Here is a 20,087-nt window from a genome sequence, read left to right as displayed (position 1 = left end):
CTTGTGTCATACCTAAACCAGCTCTAAGAATCGATACAAACGCTAGTTTTTTCCCAGATATTTTTTTTTTTTTGCGGGTCTCGTGGGCTCGGCGATTTTTATAAGAGACAGCCTGACGGTCCCCGTGATCGATCCCGCACCACCGGGCCCGGGACAGGTGTGGCGCACGGACCAGCCCGCCGAGCTCCTGATGAACACCGTCGCCTCCCAGGTCACCCTCTACACCGACGACAGCGTCAGCTGCGAGGGCCCCGTACGCCCGGGCCCGAGCCTGTACGAGTGGGCGCTCCGCGATCCCCGTACCGCCCTGGGACCCGACGACTATCCGACGCGCGCGCTGTACGGGCGCTATCTGGAGTGGGTGTTCACCGAGACGGTGCGCCAGGCGCCCGAGCAGATACGGATCGAGGTCCACCGGGCCCGCGCGGTCCGCCTGGAGGGCGGCGAGCACCACCTGGACCGCGACGATCCACAGTCCCTCACCCTCGACGACGGCACCCGACTCACCGGCCTGGACGCCGTGATCCTCGCCCAGGGCCACCTCCCCACCCTCGGCGACCGCACCCGGGAACGGCTCGCCGCCCACGCCGACCGGCACGGCCTCGGCTACTTCCCGCCGGCCAATCCGGCCGACCTGGACCTGACGTCACTCGCCCCCGGCGAACCGGTCCTCCTGCGCGGCCTGGGGCTCAACTTCTTCGACCACATGGCCCTGTTGACCTCGGGCCGGGGCGGCCGCTTCGAGCAGACCCCGCACGGGCTGCGCTACCTCCCCTCCGGCCACGAACCCCGCCTCCTCGCCGGCTCCCGCCGCGGCATGCCGTACCAGGCACGCGGCGACAACGAAAAGGGCGCCCACGGCCGCCACTTCCCACTCGTCCTCACCGACGACGTCATCGAGACCTTCCGTAAACGCACGGCCGAAGGCGACCCGCCGGACTTCCTCGCCGAGATCTGGCCGCTGATCGCGCGGGAGGTGGAGTGCGTCTATTACGAGGCGCTGCTCTCCCCCGAGCAACGCGCGGAGTTCCGCGAGCGGTTCCTGTCCGCCACCGCCACCGGACTCCCGCGCCCCCTGTCCGCGCCCGAACTCCCGCACCTCCTCGACGAGTTCGGTATACGACCCGCCGCCCACTGGTCCTGGGACCGCATCTCCCGCCCGTACCGCGGCCGTTCCTTCACGGACCCCGAGGACTTCCGCCGCTGGCTCACCGGCCACCTGCACGAGGACGCGGCCCAGGCGGCACTCGGCAACGTTACGGGTCCGGTCAAGGCGGCCCTCGACGTACTGCGGGATCTGCGCAACGAACTCCGCCGCGTCGTCGACCACGGCGGCCTCACCGGCCGTTCCCGCCGCGAGCACCTGGACCGCTGGTACACCCCGCTCAACGCGTTCCTGTCGATCGGCCCGCCCCGGCGCCGTATCGAGGAGATGACCGCACTGCTCGACGCGGGCATCCTCACCGTCGTCGGACCGCGCATGGAGGTGCGCGCCGAGGGCTCGGCCTTCCTCGCGCACTCCCCCGAGGTGCCGGGCTCCGCGGTCCGCGCACGGACCCTCGTCGAGGCCCGGCTGCCGGAACCGGACGTGCGGCGCACCGCCGATCCGCTGCTGACCCGGCTGCTCAAGACGGGCCGCTGCCGGCCGCATGTCATCGGCGGTTACGAGACGGGCGGTCTGGACGTAACACCCGGCCCGTACCGTCTGATCGACCGCCGGGGAGCCGTGCACCCCAGGCGGTACGCGGTCGGTGTGCCCACCGAGGGCGTGCACTGGGTGACCGCCGCGGGCGCCCGCCCCGGCGTCGACTCGGTGACGCTGTGCGATGCGGACGCCGTGGCGCGTGCGGTGCTCGGCGACGTACGCGCGGCGAGTGCGACGGAGAAACGGAATCCGGCCGCCGATCCGGCCACTGACCAAATGTTGAACTTGCAAGTACGCTAAGGGTTGCCTAACGTGAGGCTCCCCCAGATCGGTTCACGTCCCCGAACCGAAGTAAGGAGCCCTCCATGACTGGACGTCTCAACAGCGCCCAGCCCTATGCCATAGGCCTGTTCCGCGTGGTCGTCGGCCTGCTCTTCGCCTGCCACGGCGCGGCGACCCTGTTCGATGTGCTCGGCGGCCCGATGGGCGGCAGCACTCCGGAGATCGGCGCATGGCCGACCTGGTACGCGGCCACCATCCAGCTCGTCTGCGGCGGCCTGGTCCTCATCGGTCTGGCCACCCGCCCCGCCGCGTTCATCGCCTCGGGCTCGATGGCGTACGCGTACTTCAAGGTCCACCAGCCCGAGGCGCTGTGGCCGCTGCAGAACGGCGGCGAGTCCTCCGCCCTGTTCTGCTGGGCCTTCTTCCTGCTGATCTTCACCGGGTCCGGCGCGCTCGGCCTCGACCGGCTCTTCTCCCGCGGTGCACGGGTGCGCGAGGAGCTGGCCGAGGCGGCGCAGGAGCCCGTCAGGCGTGAGGAAGCGATCCGAACGGCACGGTGAAACAGGCCAACCGGTCGCCCGCACCGCCCTGTTCGCGGTGCAGGACCACCGAAGCGGCCGCGCCCCGGCGGAAGTTCCAGCTGTGGTGCGCGGTCGCTTCGGCGTTTCCGGCCTTGTCGGTGGTGAAGTCCAGCCAGATCTCGTTGTCCGGGTTCAGATACTTCGGATCCTTCGAGGGCTGCACCGGGTCGACCTTGTTCTGGTAGTGCCCGCCGGCGTCCATCGGGTCGGTGCCGCACGGCTTCTGGTGCACGTGCGCACCGTACGCGCGGCCCGGGTTGAGGCCCTTGACCTGGAGCGAGACCTTGGTGCCCTGCTCGTCGGTGTGCTGGCGCACCTCGATCCAGCTCGCGGCAGGCACCCGCTTCAGGTCGTACGTCTTCGCGGTCGACGGGATCAGCGCGCTCGCCGGCGCGAAGGTGGCCTGGGCCCGCATCCAGTAGTAGTCCGCCGCGACGGCACTGCGGACCGTCCCGCTCCCGACCGTCCCGCTGCCGCCCGTCTCACTGCCACTCGGCTCGCTGCCGCTCTGCGCGCTGCTGCTGTTCTGCGCGCTGCTGCCGCTCTGCGCGCCCGCGACGCCGCCCGACGTCGCGAGCAGCACGGCCGCCAGGCCCGCCGCCGCCATCCCTGCCACCATCGTCAGCACTCCCTCATGTCCCTCGCCCCCTGGGTTCTCCCTTCGTTCGTACGGGACTCGGGCGCCGCCCGCCGCATCGGGCACGGCAGCCGGGTGAACGGCCGGTGCCCCTGCCCCGTACCCCCGTGGATGTCCCCGGACCCACCGTGCGTACGCTGTATGGCTGTTGATGTGCCCCGTGTCCGGAATCGGCGGACGCGCACTTCAGCGGCGCCCGAGCGGCGCGGTACTGCCGACCGGGAGGGCTCGTGCTGGACAGTGTGGGTGCCCTCACCGGCAGTCCGTGGATCTACGCCGTCGTGGCGGTCTCGATCCTCTTCGATGTGTTTCTGCCCGTGCTCCCCAGCGGCTTCCTGGTGATCACCGCGGCCACGGCGGCCGCCGCCGGATCGGGTGCGGTGGCCGGGTCCGCGACGCGCGTGGTGGGCGACGTACCCGACCTCATGCTGCTCGCGCTGTGCGCGGCGACCGCCTCGGTGCTCGGCGATCTGGCCGCGTACCGGCTCGCCTGGCGCGGCGGTCCGCGCTGGGACCGCGCCCTGGCCCGCTCACGGCGGCTCGCCTCGGCGCAGGAACGTCTCGGCGCAGCGCTCGCACGGGGTGGTGGCGCCCTGGTCGTGCTCGCGCGGTTCGCTCCGGCCGGGCGCTCGGTGGTGTCGTTCGGCGCGGGTGCGGCGCATCGGCGCGTACGGGAGTTCCTGCCGTGGTCGGCCCTCGCGGGCGTCGCCTGGGCCGCGTACAGCGTGGGCCTCGGCTACTTCGGCGGCCAACTCCTCGGCGCCAACTGGATCGCCACGGCGGTCTCGCTGGCAGCCCTGTTCGGCGCGGGGGCGGGGGCGGCGTATCTGATGCGCCGGCCGGCGGCGGCTGAAGCGGGCTGACCTGGCGGGGCTGGGCGCTACGCCGGCGAACCGTCGGCCGGACGCCACCCCGCGAACCGTCGGGCCGGACACTCCCTCCCCCGAGGGCCTGCTGAGCGCTGTCATAGGTCGCCTCAGCCGGCGGGGCGCGGATCGAGGACCAGTTCGAGGCCTGAGAGCTTCCGGCGCAGGATCCCATCCGCCGCGCATCGAGGGAACCACCGTTATCCAGCCAGACCGTCACGCACCCGGCGATGTCGGCATCGAGCAGCACGAGGTCGACGCCTGACCGCTCTGCGGCGTTGAGCCGGGCAGGCCACGCTTGACTCCGGGCCTCCCTAAGGAGGCCGGCCACCACCGCTTCGGGTGACTCCACTGACGACGCCCCGCCCCCGATTACGCGGCGCCCTCGACCTTCGCGCCACCCGGCTACGCGGCGCCCTTCGCCGTCTTCGCGCCGCCCGCTCCCCGTACGACCAGGTCCTGGAGCAGCTCACCGGTGGCCTCCGCGACCGCGTCGACGGCGCGGTCGAAGACCTCCTGGTTGTGGGCGGCGGGGGCGCGGAAACCGGAGATCTTCCGTACGTACTGAAGCGCTGCGGCGCGGATGTCCTCCTCGGTGGCGTCGTGCTCGAGGACCGGCGGGCGAAGGGTCTTGATGCTGCGGCACATGCCTCCAGTGTGGCCCGCGATCTCCGAAGGAACACCCGTTCGCATGAACTCCCCGATTTCGCTCGCCTCCGGAAATCGAACAGACGTAGCATTGCGGCGTGGCTGTGACTCCTGAGTTCCCGAGTGACCTCCTCGCAGGTCAGGAGGAGCTGCATCAGATCAGGTCAGAACTCCTGGCGCTGCTGAAGCGGCTCCCCTGGTCCGTCGTGCCGCTCGACGGCTTCAGCGACACGGGCGGCTGGCGCAAGGTCGAGCGCCCCGCCTCGCCCGGCTGGACCGAGGACGAGCAGGCCGAGGTGGAGAAGCTGCGCCGGCGTGAGCGCGAGCTCGCGGTGTTCGTCAGCGGCCACCGTTACTGGAAGGAGGTGGCCACTCCCGACGTGGTCAGCACCCGGATGCTCCTGAAGCATGTGCACGGGCAGCGAGGGGCCGGCGACTAGCCGACCGGCCCGCGGGGCGGCCCGGCAAGCACAACGACGCCCGGCTGCTCATCCACGGGCGGCTCAGCCCTCGAACTCCTCGAGCGCCCGCTCCAGCCAGGCCACCCAGAACGTCTCCAGATCGATCCCGCCCCGCAGCACCAGATGCTGCAGCTGATCCGCCGCCGAGCGGCCCTCGGCCGGTGCGCCCGCGGAGTCCGCCGAGCCCTTTGCCCCCGCCGGGAAGTCCCGCGCCTCGATCGCCTCGTACTCCGCCAACTGCCGTCGATGCAGGGCCAGATGGCGCCGCAGCTCCTCCTCGAGACCGGCCCGGCCGACCACGCCCGCCGCCCGTACCCGAAGCAGCAGCGGGTCGCGGATGGGGCGCGGGTCCTCGGGGCGCGCGACCCAGGCGGCGAGCTCCTCGCGTCCGGCCGCGAGGACCTCGTACTCCTTCTTGGAACCTCGCGAAGGCCCCTGCGCGGGCAGCGCCCTGATCAGCCCCGACGCCTCCAGGCGGCCCAGCTCGCGATAGATCTGCTGGTGCGTGGCCGACCAGAAGTAGCCGATCGACTTGTCGAAGCGACGCGTCAGGGCGAGGCCCGAGGAGGGCTTTTCGAGCAGCGCGGTCAGGATCGCGTGCGGCAGGGACACCGGGTTCCCCCTTTCCGGAGTGGGGCCTACAAGGACGCGGCCAGCTCCGTGCCCTGCTTGATCGCCCGCTTGGCGTCCAGTTCGGCGGCCACGTCGGCGCCCCCGATGACGTACACGTTCTGCCCGGCGGCGAGCAGCGCGTCGTACAGCGCGCGGCGCGGCTCCTGGCCGGCGCACAGCACCACCGTGTCCACGTCGAGCACCGAGCTCTGCCCGTCGACCGAGATATGCAGTCCGGAGTCGTCGATACGGTCGTACGTGACGCCCGCGAGCATGGTCACGCCCCGGTGCCTGAGCTCGGTGCGGTGGATCCACCCCGTCGTCTTGCCGAGCCCGGCGCCGACCTTGCCGGCCTTGCGCTGCAGCAGATGCACCTGGCGCGGGGGCCGCGGGCGCTCCGCCTCATGGAGGCCGCCGCGCGTGCGGTACTCCATGTCGACGCCCCACTGCCGGAAGTACACGGCCGGGTCGACGCTCGCGCCCTCGCCGCCGTCGGTGAGGAACTCGGCGACATCGAACCCGATCCCGCCGGCCCCGACGACCGCGACCTTCTCCCCCACTTCGGCGCCGCCGGCCAGCACGTCGAGATAGCCGACCACGCTCGGGTGGTCGACGCCCTCGATGGCGGGCGTGCGCGGCTCCACTCCGGTGGCGATGACGATCTCGTCGTACGAGCCGTCGGCGAGGTCGTCCGCCTCCACCCGTACGCCCAGCTTGACGTCCACACCGCGCTCTTCGAGCTGTACGCGGAAGTAGCGCAGGGTCTCGTCGAACTCCTGCTTGCCGGGGACCTTACGGGCGACGTTCAGCTGGCCGCCGATCTCCTCGGCCGCGTCGAACAGCGTGACCTGGTGGCCGCGTTCGGCGGCGGAGACCGCGCAGGCGAGACCGGCCGGTCCCGCGCCGACGACCGCGATGTGCTTGGCCTTGCGGACCGGACCGAGCGTCAGCTCCGTCTCATGGCACGCGCGCGGGTTGACCAGACAGGACGTGATCCTGCCGCTGAAGGTGTGGTCGAGGCAAGCCTGGTTGCAGCCGATACAGGTGTTGATCGTCTCGGCGCGCCCCTCGGCGGCCTTCGCCACGAACTCCGGGTCGGCGAGGAAGGGCCGCGCGAGCGAGACGAGATCGGCGTGCCCGTCGGCGAGCAACTGCTCGGCGACTTCTGGGGTGTTGATGCGGTTGCTGGTGACGAGCGGGATCTCGACCGCACCCATCACCTTCTTGGTCACCCACGCGAAGGCGCCGCGCGGCACGCTGGTGGCGATGGTCGGGATACGGGCCTCGTGCCAGCCGATACCGGTGTTGAGGATGTTGGCGCCGGCCGCCTCGATCTCGCGGGCGAGCGTCACGACCTCGTCGAGCGTGGAGCCGCCGGGGACCAGGTCGAGCATGGAGAGGCGGTAGACGATCAGGAAGTCGCGGCCGAGGCGGGCGCGCGTACGGCGCACGATCTCGACGGGGAAGCGCATCCGGTTCTCGTACGAGCCGCCCCAGCGGTCGGTGCGGTGGTTGGTCCCCGCGGCGATGAACTCGTTGATCAGATAGCCCTCGGAGCCCATGATCTCGACGCCGTCGTACCCGGCCTTCTTCGCGAGCACGGCGGTACGCACGAAGTCCTCGATGGTCCGCTCGACCTCGTCGTCGGTCAGCTCGTGCGGTACGAACGGCGAGATGGGCGCCTGCAGCGCGCTGGGAGCGACCAGGTCCTGGTGGTAGGCGTACCGGCCGAAGTGCAGGATCTGCAGAGCGATCCGCCCGCCCTCGCGGTGCACGGCCTCGGTGACGGTGCGGTGCTGCTCTGCCTCCTCGTCGGTGGTGAGCTTCGCACCTCCCTCGTACGGGCGGGCCGCGTCGTTGGGCGCGATGCCGCCGGTGACGATCAGGCCGGCGCCACCGCGGGCGCGCTCGGCGTAGAAGGCCGCCATCCGCTCGAAGCCGTTCTCCGCCTCTTCGAGGCCGACGTGCATGGAGCCCATCACGACCCGGTTGGGGAGGGTGAGAAAGCCCAGGTCAAGGGGGGTCATGAGGTGGGGGTAGGCACTCATCCGGGGCTCCTCGGTCACGGCAGGGCGGCTGCCCCCTCATTATGCAACTGGTTGCACAATGGGCCAGAGCGCTGTGGTGCGGGGTGCGTCACATGCCGGGTCCGCGGAGACGGGCGACCGGTCAGCCGACGGACGCGGGGGCCGCCGCCGCGTGGCAGGCGCCCCGGCCGGTCGCGGTGGCGACGATCCGGCCGCCTTCGATCCGTACGGCCGCCTCGGTGCTGTCGTCGCCCGCGTCAAGGCCCACCGCTTCGGCGACGGCGCCGGACTCGTCGTACGCGAGCTGGAGGGCGGGCCGCAGGGGCGGCGGGAAGACGGAACGCAGACAGGTGCTCAACTCGGCGAGCGCGAGGCGGGCGAGCGGGGCGCGTTCATGGGGGTCGGTGGTGATCAGGACGGCGGTGACCTGCGTACCGGGCGGCGCCGAGCGCACCAACTCCTCGACCGCTTCCAGGCGTTGGAGCCCGAGGACCGCCACGACACCTTCCTGGAGACGGGCCGGGCCGGCGCGCAGGATGTCCGTGGTGGGCGGCGGCGACCAGGGGCGGTCGCACGAGGCGGCCCGGACGCCGTACGGGAGATGGGCGGGCGGCCAGGAGCCGTCGTCCTCGATGACGGCGAGGCGCTCGCAGGCGGTGACGGCCTGGAACGGGTCGACGAACCCCGGGGCGGAATCCGCGAGTTGGCGAGCACCGTGCAGGAACGTGAGCGCGGATTCGGCGGCGCGGACCATCCGGCGGTCCCCGCCGAGCGCCTCCAGACACAGCGCGAGCAGGATCGCGTCGAGCTTGAGCAGCTGGGCGTAGGCGCCGCGGGTGCTCTCCTCGGCGAGGATCTCCTGTTGCAGCCGGCTGCCGAGCCGGCCGTGCTCGGAGGTCAGGGGCAGCCGGGTGAGCAGCACGCGGGCGAACGCGCCGAGCGCTTCGGCGGGCGTGGCAGGGGACTTGAGGGCCGCGGCCGGCGACTTGGTGGGCTCCGGCGCGGGGGCGCCCTGGGCCAGTTCGGCGAGTACGGAGAAGTAGAGCGCCCGCTTGCCGGAGAAGTTGGAGTACACCGCGCCGCGCGTGAGGCCGGCGCGCTCGGCGATGGCATCGACCTTGGCGCCGTCGAAACCGCGTGCGGCGAACTCGGCGCGGGCCGCGGCGAGCACCTTCGCCCGGTTCTGCGCCTGCAGCTCCACTCTGCTGAGCCGGGCCATCGTCGTCGTCCTTCTCCGATTCACAGTTTTTCCAGCCGCGTTGCCGTCGGCACCGCGGTCACGTTACCGTCACCACTGGTTGATTCAGATGATGCCGTCATTTGAAATCCGGAGCGACGTCCGGTCATCCGGCGGATCGCAGTCCTTGCATCCGGCGGATCGCAGTCCGTACGTCCGGCGGATCGAAATCCGTGCAGCCAGATCGAAGTCCGAGCATGTGGTCGAGGGAGACGAATCCGAGTGGCACGCGTCGGTGACAGCGACTCCCTGCTGACCTGTACGTTCTGCGGGAAGAGCCAGAAGTCGGTCCGCAAGCTGATCGCGGGCCCGGGCGGGATCTGCATCTGCGACGAGTGCGTGGGGCTGTGCAACGAGCTCATCGCGGAGGACCTCGTCGAGGCGCCGGGCCAGGCCCCCGCCGAACTCCCCACGCCCCGCGAGATCTTCGAGCATCTGGAGAGTTACGTCATCGGCCAGGAGCGGGCCAAACGGACGCTCGCGGTCGCGGTCTACAACCACTACAAGCGGATCCGCAACCGGACTTCGCCGGACTCCGACGTGGAGCTCGGCAAGTCCAACGTGCTGCTCGTCGGACCGACCGGCTGCGGCAAGACCTACCTGGTGCAGACGCTGGCCCGGATCCTCGACGTCCCCTTCGCCATCGCCGACGCCACGGCGCTCACCGAAGCCGGCTACGTCGGCGAGGACGTGGAGAACATCCTGCTCAAGCTGGTGCAGGCGGCGGACCACGACATCGAGCGGGCCCAGCGCGGGATCATCTACGTCGACGAGATCGACAAGGTCTCCCGTAAGAGCGAAGGCCCTTCACTGACCCGCGACGTCAGCGGGGAGGGCGTCCAGCAGGCGCTGCTCAAGATCCTCGAAGGGACCGTGGCGTCGATCCCGCCGCAGGGCGGCCGCAAGCACCCGGGCCAGGAGTTCATCCAACTCGACACGACGCAGATCCTGTTCATCGTGGGCGGCGCCTTCGCCGGCCTGGAGGACATCGTCGAGCGGCGCTCGTCGAAGCGCACCATCGGCTTCGGCCCGACGCCGCTGCGCACCCCCGAGCCGCTGAGCGAGGTGACGGCGGCGGATCTGCGCGAGTACGGCCTGATCCCCGAGTTCGTGGGCCGGCTGCCGCTCACGGCCTCGGTGCACGCACTGGACCGTACGGCCCTGATCCGCATCCTCACCGAGCCGCGCAACGCGCTGATCAAGCAGTACCAGAAGCTCTTCGAACTCGACGGCGTGGAGCTGGAGTTCACGGACGAGGCGGTCGCGGCGATCGCCGACCAGGCCCTGCTGCGCCGGACGGGGGCGCGGGCGGCCCGCAGCGTCCTGGAGGAGGTCCTGCTCAACGTGATGTACGAGGTGCCGAGCCGCGACGATGTGGCCCGGGTCGTCATCACCCGCGAGACGGTCCTCGACCATGTGAATCCGACACTGATCCCGCGGCCGTCCCAGGGGTGGGACGAACAGTCGGCTTAGCCGGTCGGTTCTCGGTCCGCCCTCGGTCCGCCCCTCGGTCCGCCTATCGGTAGTCGTCGGGGTGGTCCTGCATCCAGGTGTTGATGCGGTCGCGTACACCCGTGAGGTCCTTCATATGGGCCTCGAGGTTCTCCGTCGAAAGGTCGCCGTCGAGCGTCTTGTTCAAGCCGGCGATCCAGGAGAGCGGTTCGGGGAAGTGGCCCGGACCCTTCGGGTCGTTCTTCATCGCCGCCTCCAGACCGGCCAGCTCCTCGTGCACCCGCCCCAGGAAGTACGCACAGTCGCCGGCGCCCGGCGTACAGGTGTCGTCGAGCGTGGCCTGGAGTCCGGCGAAAGCGTCGCGGACCTTTTCCGGGCCGGGGGACATGGGGTCCTCGGGGGTAACGGGGTCACCGGGCTCACCGGGCTCCGCCGCCGACGGTTCGGCCGAGGTGGCCGCGGCCGCTGCGGCGGGCTTCTCGGGCGGCCCGCCGGCCATGTCGTCCCCGCCCATCGAACAGCCCACCAGCGCCGCGCCGAGCAGCGCGGCAGCGGCGACTGCACGCCGTACATCCTTCGTGTGGTCGAGCATGTGGTCGAGCCCCCCTCGTACCGGTTCCGGTTGACCGCGGCACATCATGGCTGATCAGGCGGGGGACGGGAAGGGCCGGCCGGCCGACACCGGCCAGGGGAACCTCTATGCGAGCAATCGTTTCACCTCGCCGATGCGGGCTATACCGGCTGCTTTGCGGTACACGGCGGACAACCGGCACCGAGCCCGTCATGTGGCGCCGTCGGCTGCCGAACGGACCACGGAAGGCCGGTCAGATGATGACGCTGCACTGGGAACTACAGGGCACCGCTTTGGTGGTGTCGATGCCGGCAGAGGTGGATATCGGCAACGCCGCACAGATCGCGGGTGAGTTGCGTGAAGTGTGCCGCACCCGCCTGACCGACGAACAGGGCCGGTCGGTGCGGCTCGTGGTGATGGACTGGTCCACGGCCCGCTTCCTGACCACGGCGGGACTGACCCTCATCGAGGACTTCCACAGCCGCCTGGAACAACTCGGCCTGACCGCACACCTGGTGACCGGCCGGAGGCTGCCGCGCAAAGTGCTGCACCTCGTGGGCCTGGCCGGGCGGCTGCCCCTCTTCGACTCTGTCCGGCAGGCCCTGTCCGCGACGGAGACGTCGGCGGTGACGGTGACCGCGCCCAGGTGACCGGGTGGCCGCGGTGACCAGGTGACCTCAGTGAGCGCAGTGAGCGCAGTGAGCGCAGTGAGCGTGTGTCCACACCCCCGTCAGGCCCGGCCGCATGATCGGATCGGACCGCAGCGATCGGGTATGGCCGGGGTGTCCGCTGCCATCGTTGAAGCCGAAAGGAGGCCTCATGATCTCGGCACTCAACAAGCTGGTCGATCTCGTCGAGGAGCACCTCGCCGAGGAGCTCGACATCGACGGCGTGGCCGCGGGGCTCGGCACGACCGAGTACCACCTGCGCCGGATGTTCTCGTCGCTGGCCGGCATGCCGCTGTCGGAGTACGTGCGGCGGCGCCGTATGACCGTTGCCGCCGCCGACGTCGTACGGGGCGAGCGGGACCTGCTGGGCATCGCCGTCCGGTACGGATACGGCTCGAGCGAGGCGTTCGGACGCGCGTTCCGGGCGGTCCACGGCGCCGGCCCCAGTGATGTGCGCCGTGATGGAGGCCCCTTGCGTACACAACCGCAGCTCAGGTTCCGCCTGACCGTTGAAGGGAGTGTCCCCATGGACACCCGCCTCGTCGACCGCCCCGCATTCCGGCTTGTCGGCCACGCCACCCGCGTTCCGCTCATCCACCAGGGCGTCAACCCGCACATCCAGGAGCACATCGCCGCACTGCCGCAGGAGGAGCACCTGCGCCTGAAGTCCCTCAGCAACAGCGAGCCCGCGGGCCTGCTGCAGGTCAGCGCCGACGTCGACCCCGACGGCACGGAGGGCAGTGAACTGACCTATCTGCACGGCGTCGCCCTCAGCCGCGACACCCCGGCCCCGGACGGCCTCGACGCCATCGAGGTCCCGGCCGGAATGTGGGCCGTCTTCCGCACCAGCGGACCCCACCCGCAGGCCCTGCAGACCACCTGGGCGGCAACCGCAACCGAGTGGTTCCCCTCCAACCCGTGGCAACTGCGACCGGGCCCTTCCATCGTCACCACCCTGGACCGCGCCCCCGACTTCACCACCGCAACCTGCGAACTCTGGCTCCCGGTCGAACCGTCCTGACCCGCCATACGCAGACCGCCCCACCCGTACGCGGGGTGGGGCGGTCTGCGCTTCTTCCCTGCGATGCCTGCCGGTCCGGCCCCTCGACCGATCGAACGGCAAGCCATTGAGAAGATCACGAATGTGGACTCCCTGCGGACTCCGGATACAGCGGAGGCCTTCCGGATCCCTCTCCGGAAGGCCTCTGACCTGCTCACTACCTCTGTGGGCGCGGACGGTTTCGAACCGCCGACATCCGCCTTGTAAGGGCGGCGCTCTACCGCTGAGCTACGCGCCCGGGAGCGATCGACAGCCTACCTTGCCCGGGGCGGTGCCCCGCAAACGCGTATCGGGGGCGTCGGGGGTTAACCCCACCCCGGATCCGGGAGTGGCCCGGATGCCCCTGGGCGGCGGGCGCTTCTACGGTCGAAGACAAGCGCGGCCCGGGGGCCGTTCCGCCCGCAGGAGGAGCCGAGATGACCGTCCGCAGCGTACGCAACCGCACCCGCAGCACGCTGGTCACGGCCGGGGCGCTGGCCGGCGCGCTGGTGATCGTCGGCTGTTCCGATGTGAGCAAGGACAAGGATCCGGAGACCCGGGACTTCGCGCTGCAGGGGCGGGAGTTGACCATCGACTCGGACGATTCCGCGCTCGACGTCGTGGTCGCCGATGTCGACGACGTGCGCGTCACGCGCTGGTTCGACGGGAACGCCGTCATCGGCGACGCCGACGTGTCCTGGCGCATGGTCGACGGCAAGCGGCTCGAACTGCGCGTGAAGTGCGAAGGCGTCATCACAGCGTGCGACGCGAGCCATCGCATCGAGGTGCCCCGCAAGGTCGCCGTGACCGTCGAGAACCAGGACGGCCGGGTGAACGCCACCGGGTTCGACACCGCACTGAAGATCAAGTCGAAGGACGGCCGCATCGTGGTGAAGGACGCGGCCGGTCCGCTCGATCTCGACAGCGAGGACGGTTCGCTCGAAGCCGTCGGCGTCTCCTCCCGTGACATCCGCGCGCACGCCCGGGACGGCCGGGTGCGCCTCGCCCTCACCGAGGTGCCCGACCGGATCGACGTACGCAGCAAGGACGGCTCGGTGGAGATCGGTCTGCCGAAGGCCGCGTACAAGGTGCGGGCCGAGGCCCGGGACGGTTCGGTCGAGGTGAAGGTCCCGCGTGACGCGTCGAGTCCCCATGTCGTCTCGGCCGTCAGCCAGGACGGGCGGATTCGCGTGCACACGGTCTGAGGGCGCGTACGGGAGTGGGCTGTCCTACGCGCCGACGGCACCCCTTCCGTACCGGATCGCGAGGATGATCCCGTACGGAATGAGGATCACTCCGTACGGGAAGACGATCACTCCGTACGAGCCGCGGCGGATCTTTCCTCAGCCATGAGCCGTAAGCGCGAACTAAACGACCCGTGTGTTCGTCCTTAACCGGTGGGAGAATGGCTCCGGGCAGGGCGGATGACAGCACGGGAGTGGGATGTGACGGCGACACCATCGCAGCCTTACGCGGAAGTTGCTCATCCACGCAGGGCCGTGGGCGCCTTCCGCGATGTGCTCGCGCTGGTGCTGCTGCCGGTGCCGCTGGCCATGGCGGTGCTGCCGGCCGCGTTCGCCGGGGGCGGTACGCGCCGGTGGTTCGGCGGGCGGGGCGAGAGCCAGCGCGCCGACGCGCAGGCCGCCAAGGACGCGGCGGCCGCCGCCTTCTACGACCTGGACAGCGCGCAGCGCGATCTGCGGATCTCGATAGAGACCATCACCGCGGTGGACACCTCTCCGGCCGCCCGCCGCGCCGTCGACGATTTCGAGGCGCTCGGGCGGCGGATCGACGAGGTCAGCCATCAGTACATCGCCGCCGTCGACGCGCATGACCTCGACCGCGACGATCTGGAGGCCTCGGTCGCGGCGCGCGCCCGCACCGAACTCACCACCGCCAAGGACGAACTGACCAGGACGAAGCAGGATCTCGACCGCTTCGCACAGGGCCTCGGTCCGCTGCTCGACAAGGCGGAGACCCAGCTGGCCCGGCTCGCCCCCGCCGTGGAGCGCGCGCGGCAGACGCTGCTAGCCGCGAGCACGGCCCTCGATGCCGTACGGGCCTCCGGCCTGAAGGCCGACGATCTCGCGGCGCGGCTTGCGGCGCTCGCCCCCGAGCTGACCAAGCTCAACCAGGGCGCCGGCCGTCATGGGATCGCGGAGACGCTGCAACGCGCGGACCGGGTCGCACGGGACGGCGAGACGGTACGGGCCGAGGCCGAGCGCCTGCCCGAGCGTGCGGCCGAGATCGACCGCCGGCTCGTGTCGCTGCGCACCCGTGCGCAGGCCCTGACCACGCGGGCCTCGCAGGTCGATCCGATCCTCAGCGAACTGCGCCGCCGGTTCACCACGAACTGCTGGCAGGACCTGCAGTCGGTGCCCGCGCAGGCCGCCGAGAACGTCAAGCAGGCCGAGACCAAGCTGACCGAGGCCCGCAAGGCGCGCGACGAGCAGCGCTGGCCCGACGCGACGGCGCTGCTCGGCACGGTGCGCGCCCTGCTGAACTCGACCGATGAGGCCGTCTCCGCCGCCGGTGACCGTCTGACCAGGCTCAACGCCGTCGCCAAGGATCCGGAGCAGGAGATCCAGCGGACCCGGTTCGCCATCCGGGACGCCCAGCGGCTCGCGATGGCCGGGCGGCACACCGCCGATCCGCGGCATGCCCGGCCGCTGGACGATTCCGTGAGCCGGCTCGACCGCGCGATCGCGACGCTGGAGGGGCGCCACCCCGACTACTGGCACTTCCTGACGGAGACGGAGTCGGTGCGGCAGACCGTGGCCCGGGTCGTGGCCCAGATCCGCGAGGAGCGCGGGGGCGGGGCGGGCTGAGCCCCGAAGGGGGCAGGCACGCCCCATGTGACAGCGCCGCCGCACAGGCGGATCCTGGAAGCAGGTACGCGGGACCTTCCGCGTACGCCTGCACGGCCTCCGCGACCCCAGGGAGGCGGACATAGCCACGCACGCAGTTCATCCCGGATCCCGGCGGCATCCCGGATCCCAGCGTCATCCCGGACCCCGGCGGCGCGTCAGACTCGACGAGCACCTGCCCGTCGACCACCGCCTCAGCACGGTCTACCGGGTCGGGGCGGGCCTGACCGGTCTGATCCTGCTCGCCTTCGGCATCCTCGGCCTGATCGACCGGGTCGGCTTCTTCGACACCGGGGGCGACCGGGTCGCCGGCCTCAACACCAACGGCGCGCTGAGCGTGCTCTCCATCGGCGTGGGGCTGCTGCTCTTCGTGGGCATGGTGATCGGCGGCAACTTCGCCTCAACGCTCAACATGGTCCTGGGAGTTGCGTTCATCCTCAGCGGGTTCGTCAATCTCGCTCTCCTCGAGACGGACTTCAACTTCCTCGCGTTCAAGATCCAGAACGTGCTGTTCAGCTTCGTGGTCGGCCTGATGCTGATGGTCTTCGGCATGTACGGGCGGGTCAGCGCGACGCTTCCGCACGACAACCCGTACTGGAAGGCCCGCCACCCCGAGCAGGCGGCGCACGAGCAGCGCGGGATCAGGCGCGGACGCTTCACGGGTGCGGAACCGGAGGCGGACCCGCTGCAGGCTCCGAGCTCGGCCGCCCATCCGGAAGCGCCCGTCCCCGGACGTCGGCCGAACACCTGAGGCACACACCCTTTAATTGATAAATAAGCAGGAGTCGTGCGAGGCTACGAGGCATGACACCCTCGGAAGCCGGCGCCTACGCGGGCCGCGGCGTCCACAAGACCGCCGTCGAGGCGATCGCGCGGCGGATCTTCGACGGGACGTACGAGGAAGGCGACATCCTCGGCCTCCCCCAGCTCATGGCGGATCTGGACGTGAGCCAGACCGTGCTGCGCGAGGCGATCAAGGTGCTGACCGCCAAAGGTCTGCTCGACGCCCGGCAGAAGCGGGGCACTTTTGTACGCCCCCGTGACGACTGGAACCTCCTCGATCCCGACGTACTGCGCTGGAAGCTCGCCTCCGGCGCACCCCATGACTTCTTCGCCGACCTCTTCGAGCTGCGCCGCGCGGTCGAGCCCGCCTCCGCCGCCCTCGCCGCCGTGCGCCGCACCGACGAGGACCTGGCCGCGCTCGATGCCGCGCTTGCCGCGATGGCCGCGTACGACAACGATCCCGTGCTCGTCGTACGCGCCGACGCCTCCTTTCATCTGGCGCTGCTCCGCGCCTCCGGAAACCGTTTCTTCTCCCAGCTGCACCGCGTGATCATCCCGACCCTGATCGAGCGCGACCGCGCCGTGCACTCCCGCCCGCACGACGACCCCCTCCCCGAGCACGCCGCCGTGGTGGAACGCATCCGGGACGGGGACCCGGACGGCGCGCACGAGGCGATGCTCCGGCTCCTGGACATGTCCATGCGCGACCACCCTTGACCTGAGCCGGTCGGTCGACTGGTGTGGCCGGCAAGGGAGTCGGGCCCGCAAGCCGCCTCCGCGCAGCCACCGACCGCACCGCACACGGGCCCCGCGGCCCGCCGCTCCTGCCACCACCGCACGCCCACGCCATGGACGCACCGCTCCATCGCAAGCGCACCCGGATACGACAGGAAGGAACGCCGCCATGAGGATCAGCCGGATCGAGACATTCCTCGCCCCGCCGCGCTGGATGTTCTGCCGCGTGGAGACCGACGACGGTCTGGTCGGATGGGGTGAACCCGTCGTCGAGGGACGTGCCGAACCGGTGCGCGCCGCGGTCGATGTGCTCGCCGAGTATCTGATCGGCCAGGATCCGATGCGGATCGAGGATCACTGGCAGGTCATGACCAAGGGCGGCTTCTACCGCGGCGGCCCGGTGCTCTCCAGCGCGGTGGCCGGGCTCGACCAGGCCCTGTGGGATATCAAGGGCAAGGCCTACGGCCAGCCCGTGCACCAGCTGCTCGGCGGTCCCGTACGGTCGAAGATCCGCGCGTACGCCTGGGTCGGCGGGGACGAGCCGGGCGAGATACGCGAGGCGGTGACCGCCCAGGTCGAGGCGGGTTTCACGGCCGTCAAGATGAACGGCACCGGGCGCATGACACCCCTGGCGACCCGCGCCGAGATACGGGACTGTCTGCGGCGCGCCGAGACCGCCCGTGAAGTCCTGGGTGAGGAACGGGACTTCGGGCTCGACTTCCATGGACGCGTGTCCCCCGCCAATGCGCGGCGACTCCTTCCGCTGCTCGCCGAATACGCCCCGATGTTCGTCGAGGAGCCGGTGCTCTCCGATCACATGAACGTCGTGGCGGACCTGGTGAACGCTTCCAACATTCCGATCGCGCTGGGTGAACGTCTGTACACCCGCCGCGAGTTCCTGGCTCCGCTGGAATCCGGTGTGGCCATTGTCCAGCCGGATATCTCGCACGCCGGCGGCATCTCCGAGCTCCGCCGTATCGCCGCGCTCGCGGAGGTGTACGGCGCACAGATCGCACCGCACTGCCCGCTCGGCCCGGTCGCCCTGGCCGCGAGCCTCCAAGTGGCCTTCACCACCCCGAACTTCCTGATCCAGGAGCAGTCGATCGGCATCCACTACAACCAGGGCGCCGAACTCCTCGACTACGTGGCCGACCCGGAACCCTTCCGTTTCCACGCCGGCTCCCTGGTCCGCACCGAACGCCCCGGCCTCGGCGTGGACATCGACGAAGCGGCCGTACGCGCGGCCGACAAGTCGGGGCATGCCTGGCGCAATCCGGTCTGGCGCCATGACGACGCCTCGTTCGCCGAATGGTGACCGGCGTTCGCCGAACGGTGACCGGCGCCCCGACCGCCACGGATGTCCACGAAGAGACACGGATGTCCACGAAGAGAGATGTCCACGAAGAGAAAAGAAAGAGCATGGATTTCAGTACCGCACTGCGTGAGGAACGGCTTGTCGCGATCATCCGCGGCCGGGACCCGGAGGCCTCCTTCCGCAGCGTGATCACCCTGGTCGAGGCGGGTATCGGCCTTGTGGAGGTGTCGCTCAGCGGGACCGACGCCCTCAAGGTCATCGAGCGTGCCCGGGCCGAACTCGGCGACGAGGCCTGGCTCGGGGCCGGCACGGTGGTCACCGAGGAGGACGCCCGCCGTGCCGCCCAGGCCGGCGCGAACCTCATCGTGACGCCGGGACTCGGCCCCGGCTGCACCGCCTCCCTTGCGCAGGGGCTGCCGGTCCTCGCCGGGGTGCTCACGCCGAGCGAGATATGCGCGGCCGCGGCCACCCAGGCCGCGGCGCTCAAGATCTTCCCGGCCTCCGTGATGGGCGGCCCTTCCTATCTCAAGGCGCTGCGCGGCCCGTTCCCCGACCTGCCGTTCGTGCCCGTCGGCGGGGTCGGTGTGGCCGAGACCGAGGCGTATCTGAAGCTCGGTGCCGTGGCGGTCGGCGTGGGCTCCCCGCTGATCGGTGACGCCGCCGACGGCGGTGACCTCGGTGAACTGCGCCGTCGCGCAGCGGAGTTCAAGGCGGTGTGCGCGTGATGGACGAAGGTGCTCAGGCCCCGGATGTGTTCACCTTCGGCGAGACGATGGTCGCGTTGCGCGGCAGCGGCCCGCTGAAGCTGGGCGGTTCGATGCGGGTGTCCGTGGCGGGCGCCGAGTCGAATGTCGCGATCGGGCTCGGGCGGCTCGGCCACCGGGTGCGGTGGGCGGGCGCCGTGGGCGAAGACGAGGCCGGTGAACTCGTGCTGCGCACCTTGCGCGCCGAGGGCATCGACGTGACGGGGGCGAGCCGGGACGCCGAGGCGCCGACCGGTCTGATCCTGTTCGAGCCGCGGCTGCCCGAGGTGACGCGGGTGCACTACTACCGCTCGGGCTCGGCCGGTTCGCGGCTGACATCCTGCTCCGTCGAAGCGGCGTTCACCGCCGCGCCGCCCCGGATCCTGCACCTGACGGGGATCACCCCGGCGCTCGGGCCCTCGGCCCGGTGCGCCGCCCGGCGCGCGCTGCGGCTCGCGCGCGAGCATTCGACACTCGTCTGCCTCGACGTCAACTTCCGCTCCCGGCTGTGGAGTTCCGAGGATGCCCGCGACGTGTTGAGCGAGTGGATGCCGTACGTGGATGTCCTCATCGCCTCCGACGACGAGCTGGCGCTGTGTCTGCCCTCCGACGCCCCGCGTGATGTCGCGGACCAGGCCAAGCTGCTGCTCGGACTGGGGATCGGCGAGGTCGTCGTGAAGTACGGCGCGGACGGCGCCGCGGTCCACACCGGCCAGGGCGAGCTGCGCGCCCCGGCCCGCACCGTACGGGCCGTCGACCCGGTGGGCGCGGGTGACGCCTTCGTCGCCGGTTACCTCTCCGCGCTGCTCGACGGAGAGGACGCGGCGGCCCGCCTGGACCGGGCGGTGACCACCGGGGCCTTCGCGGTGGCGTCCCACGGGGACTGGGAGGGGGCGCCTACGCGGGCGGAACTTCCCT

Annotated in this window: 20 protein-coding genes and 1 tRNA gene; 14 read left to right on the top strand and 7 right to left on the bottom strand. The window is 70.8% G+C overall.

Annotated features, from left to right (window positions below):
- Positions 1–124: 124 nt before the first annotated feature.
- Both G6045_RS27795 and G6045_RS27790 read left to right on the top strand, forming a co-directional pair.
- Positions 125–1,945 (top strand): FAD/NAD(P)-binding protein, encoded by a 1,821-nt coding sequence (locus G6045_RS27795; RefSeq protein WP_328707923.1) that lies wholly within the window; start codon positions 125–127, stop codon positions 1,943–1,945.
- A gap of 65 nt (positions 1,946–2,010) precedes the next feature.
- Complete coding sequence (locus G6045_RS27790; protein ID WP_165334865.1) at positions 2,011–2,487, top strand: DoxX family protein; 477 nt, start codon at positions 2,011–2,013, stop codon at positions 2,485–2,487.
- Here the strand turns inward: G6045_RS27790 and G6045_RS27785 are convergent.
- Positions 2,453–3,127: a superoxide dismutase family protein gene (locus tag G6045_RS27785; protein WP_165334864.1), complete on the bottom strand. Its 675-nt coding sequence runs from the start codon at positions 3,125–3,127 to the stop codon at positions 2,453–2,455. The genes G6045_RS27790 and G6045_RS27785 overlap by 35 nt on opposite strands.
- A gap of 248 nt (positions 3,128–3,375) precedes the next feature.
- Here G6045_RS27785 and G6045_RS27780 point away from each other — a divergent pair, with 248 nt between their 5' ends.
- Positions 3,376–4,008, top strand: a complete 633-nt coding sequence (locus G6045_RS27780) for a DedA family protein (protein ID WP_165334863.1) — start codon at positions 3,376–3,378, stop codon at positions 4,006–4,008.
- 408 nt (positions 4,009–4,416) lie between these two features.
- Here the strand turns inward: G6045_RS27780 and G6045_RS27775 are convergent, their stop codons facing one another.
- Positions 4,417–4,659: a DUF2277 domain-containing protein gene (locus G6045_RS27775; RefSeq protein WP_165334862.1), complete on the bottom strand. Its 243-nt coding sequence runs from the start codon at positions 4,657–4,659 to the stop codon at positions 4,417–4,419.
- Between the two features lie 98 nt (positions 4,660–4,757).
- Between G6045_RS27775 and G6045_RS27770 the strand changes: the two genes are divergently transcribed.
- On the top strand, positions 4,758–5,099 hold the full coding sequence (locus G6045_RS27770) for a hypothetical protein (RefSeq protein WP_165334861.1): 342 nt from the start codon (positions 4,758–4,760) through the stop codon (positions 5,097–5,099).
- A 63-nt stretch (positions 5,100–5,162) separates the two neighbouring features.
- Here the strand turns inward: G6045_RS27770 and G6045_RS27765 are convergent, their stop codons facing one another.
- From G6045_RS27765 to G6045_RS27755, 3 genes are all read right to left on the bottom strand, one after another.
- Positions 5,163–5,732, bottom strand: coding sequence for a PadR family transcriptional regulator (locus G6045_RS27765; RefSeq protein ID WP_165334860.1), 570 nt, complete (start codon positions 5,730–5,732; stop codon positions 5,163–5,165).
- A 26-nt stretch (positions 5,733–5,758) separates the two neighbouring features.
- Positions 5,759–7,780 (bottom strand): NADPH-dependent 2,4-dienoyl-CoA reductase, encoded by a 2,022-nt coding sequence (locus G6045_RS27760; protein WP_165334859.1) that lies wholly within the window; start codon positions 7,778–7,780, stop codon positions 5,759–5,761.
- Between the two features lie 121 nt (positions 7,781–7,901).
- Complete coding sequence (locus G6045_RS27755; protein ID WP_165334858.1) at positions 7,902–8,978, bottom strand: TetR/AcrR family transcriptional regulator; 1,077 nt, start codon at positions 8,976–8,978, stop codon at positions 7,902–7,904.
- Positions 8,979–9,218: 240 nt separating this feature from the next.
- Here G6045_RS27755 and clpX point away from each other — a divergent pair, with 240 nt between their 5' ends.
- Entirely contained in the window at positions 9,219–10,469 is a 1,251-nt protein-coding gene (gene clpX / locus G6045_RS27750; RefSeq protein ID WP_165334857.1) for an ATP-dependent Clp protease ATP-binding subunit ClpX, read from the top strand.
- Between the two features lie 43 nt (positions 10,470–10,512).
- On the opposite strand, the gene G6045_RS27745 is transcribed toward clpX, so the two are convergent.
- Complete coding sequence (locus G6045_RS27745; RefSeq protein ID WP_165334856.1) at positions 10,513–11,040, bottom strand: hypothetical protein; 528 nt, start codon at positions 11,038–11,040, stop codon at positions 10,513–10,515.
- A gap of 236 nt (positions 11,041–11,276) precedes the next feature.
- On the opposite strand from G6045_RS27745, the gene G6045_RS27740 reads away from it, so the two are divergent.
- Positions 11,277–11,669 carry an STAS domain-containing protein gene (locus G6045_RS27740; protein WP_165334855.1) on the top strand — a complete coding sequence of 131 codons (393 nt, stop codon included), beginning with the start codon at positions 11,277–11,279 and terminating at the stop codon, positions 11,667–11,669.
- A gap of 169 nt (positions 11,670–11,838) precedes the next feature.
- Positions 11,839–12,708: an AraC family transcriptional regulator gene (locus G6045_RS27735; protein ID WP_165334854.1), complete on the top strand. Its 870-nt coding sequence runs from the start codon at positions 11,839–11,841 to the stop codon at positions 12,706–12,708.
- A 205-nt stretch (positions 12,709–12,913) separates the two neighbouring features.
- On the opposite strand, the gene G6045_RS27730 is transcribed toward G6045_RS27735, so the two are convergent.
- Positions 12,914–12,985, bottom strand: a tRNA-Val gene (locus G6045_RS27730).
- A 178-nt stretch (positions 12,986–13,163) separates the two neighbouring features.
- Between G6045_RS27730 and G6045_RS27725 the strand changes: the two genes are divergently transcribed.
- The 7 genes from G6045_RS27725 to G6045_RS27695 all read left to right on the top strand — a co-directional run.
- Positions 13,164–13,931 (top strand): DUF4097 family beta strand repeat-containing protein, encoded by a 768-nt coding sequence (locus G6045_RS27725; protein ID WP_165334853.1) that lies wholly within the window; start codon positions 13,164–13,166, stop codon positions 13,929–13,931.
- A 240-nt stretch (positions 13,932–14,171) separates the two neighbouring features.
- Positions 14,172–15,554 carry a hypothetical protein gene (locus G6045_RS27720; protein ID WP_408056371.1) on the top strand — a complete coding sequence of 461 codons (1,383 nt, stop codon included), beginning with the start codon at positions 14,172–14,174 and terminating at the stop codon, positions 15,552–15,554.
- A 121-nt stretch (positions 15,555–15,675) separates the two neighbouring features.
- On the top strand, positions 15,676–16,344 hold the full coding sequence (locus G6045_RS27715) for a DUF4383 domain-containing protein (RefSeq protein ID WP_408056372.1): 669 nt from the start codon (positions 15,676–15,678) through the stop codon (positions 16,342–16,344).
- Positions 16,345–16,397: 53 nt separating this feature from the next.
- On the top strand, positions 16,398–17,093 hold the full coding sequence (locus G6045_RS27710) for a FadR/GntR family transcriptional regulator (protein ID WP_165334851.1): 696 nt from the start codon (positions 16,398–16,400) through the stop codon (positions 17,091–17,093).
- A gap of 187 nt (positions 17,094–17,280) precedes the next feature.
- Positions 17,281–18,426 (top strand): galactonate dehydratase, encoded by a 1,146-nt coding sequence (dgoD, locus tag G6045_RS27705; RefSeq protein WP_165334850.1) that lies wholly within the window; start codon positions 17,281–17,283, stop codon positions 18,424–18,426.
- Positions 18,427–18,530: 104 nt separating this feature from the next.
- Entirely contained in the window at positions 18,531–19,151 is a 621-nt protein-coding gene (locus G6045_RS27700) for a bifunctional 4-hydroxy-2-oxoglutarate aldolase/2-dehydro-3-deoxy-phosphogluconate aldolase (protein WP_165334849.1), read from the top strand.
- A partial coding sequence (locus G6045_RS27695; protein WP_165334848.1) for a sugar kinase occupies positions 19,151–20,087 on the top strand: 937 nt, incomplete at its 3' end. The genes G6045_RS27700 and G6045_RS27695, both read left to right, overlap by 1 nt.

This window comes from Streptomyces mesophilus (genome assembly GCF_011044995.1).
GTDB classification, from domain to species: Bacteria; Actinomycetota; Actinomycetes; order Streptomycetales; family Streptomycetaceae; genus Streptomyces; species Streptomyces mesophilus.
This window is presented reverse-complemented; position numbering and strand designations above follow the sequence as displayed.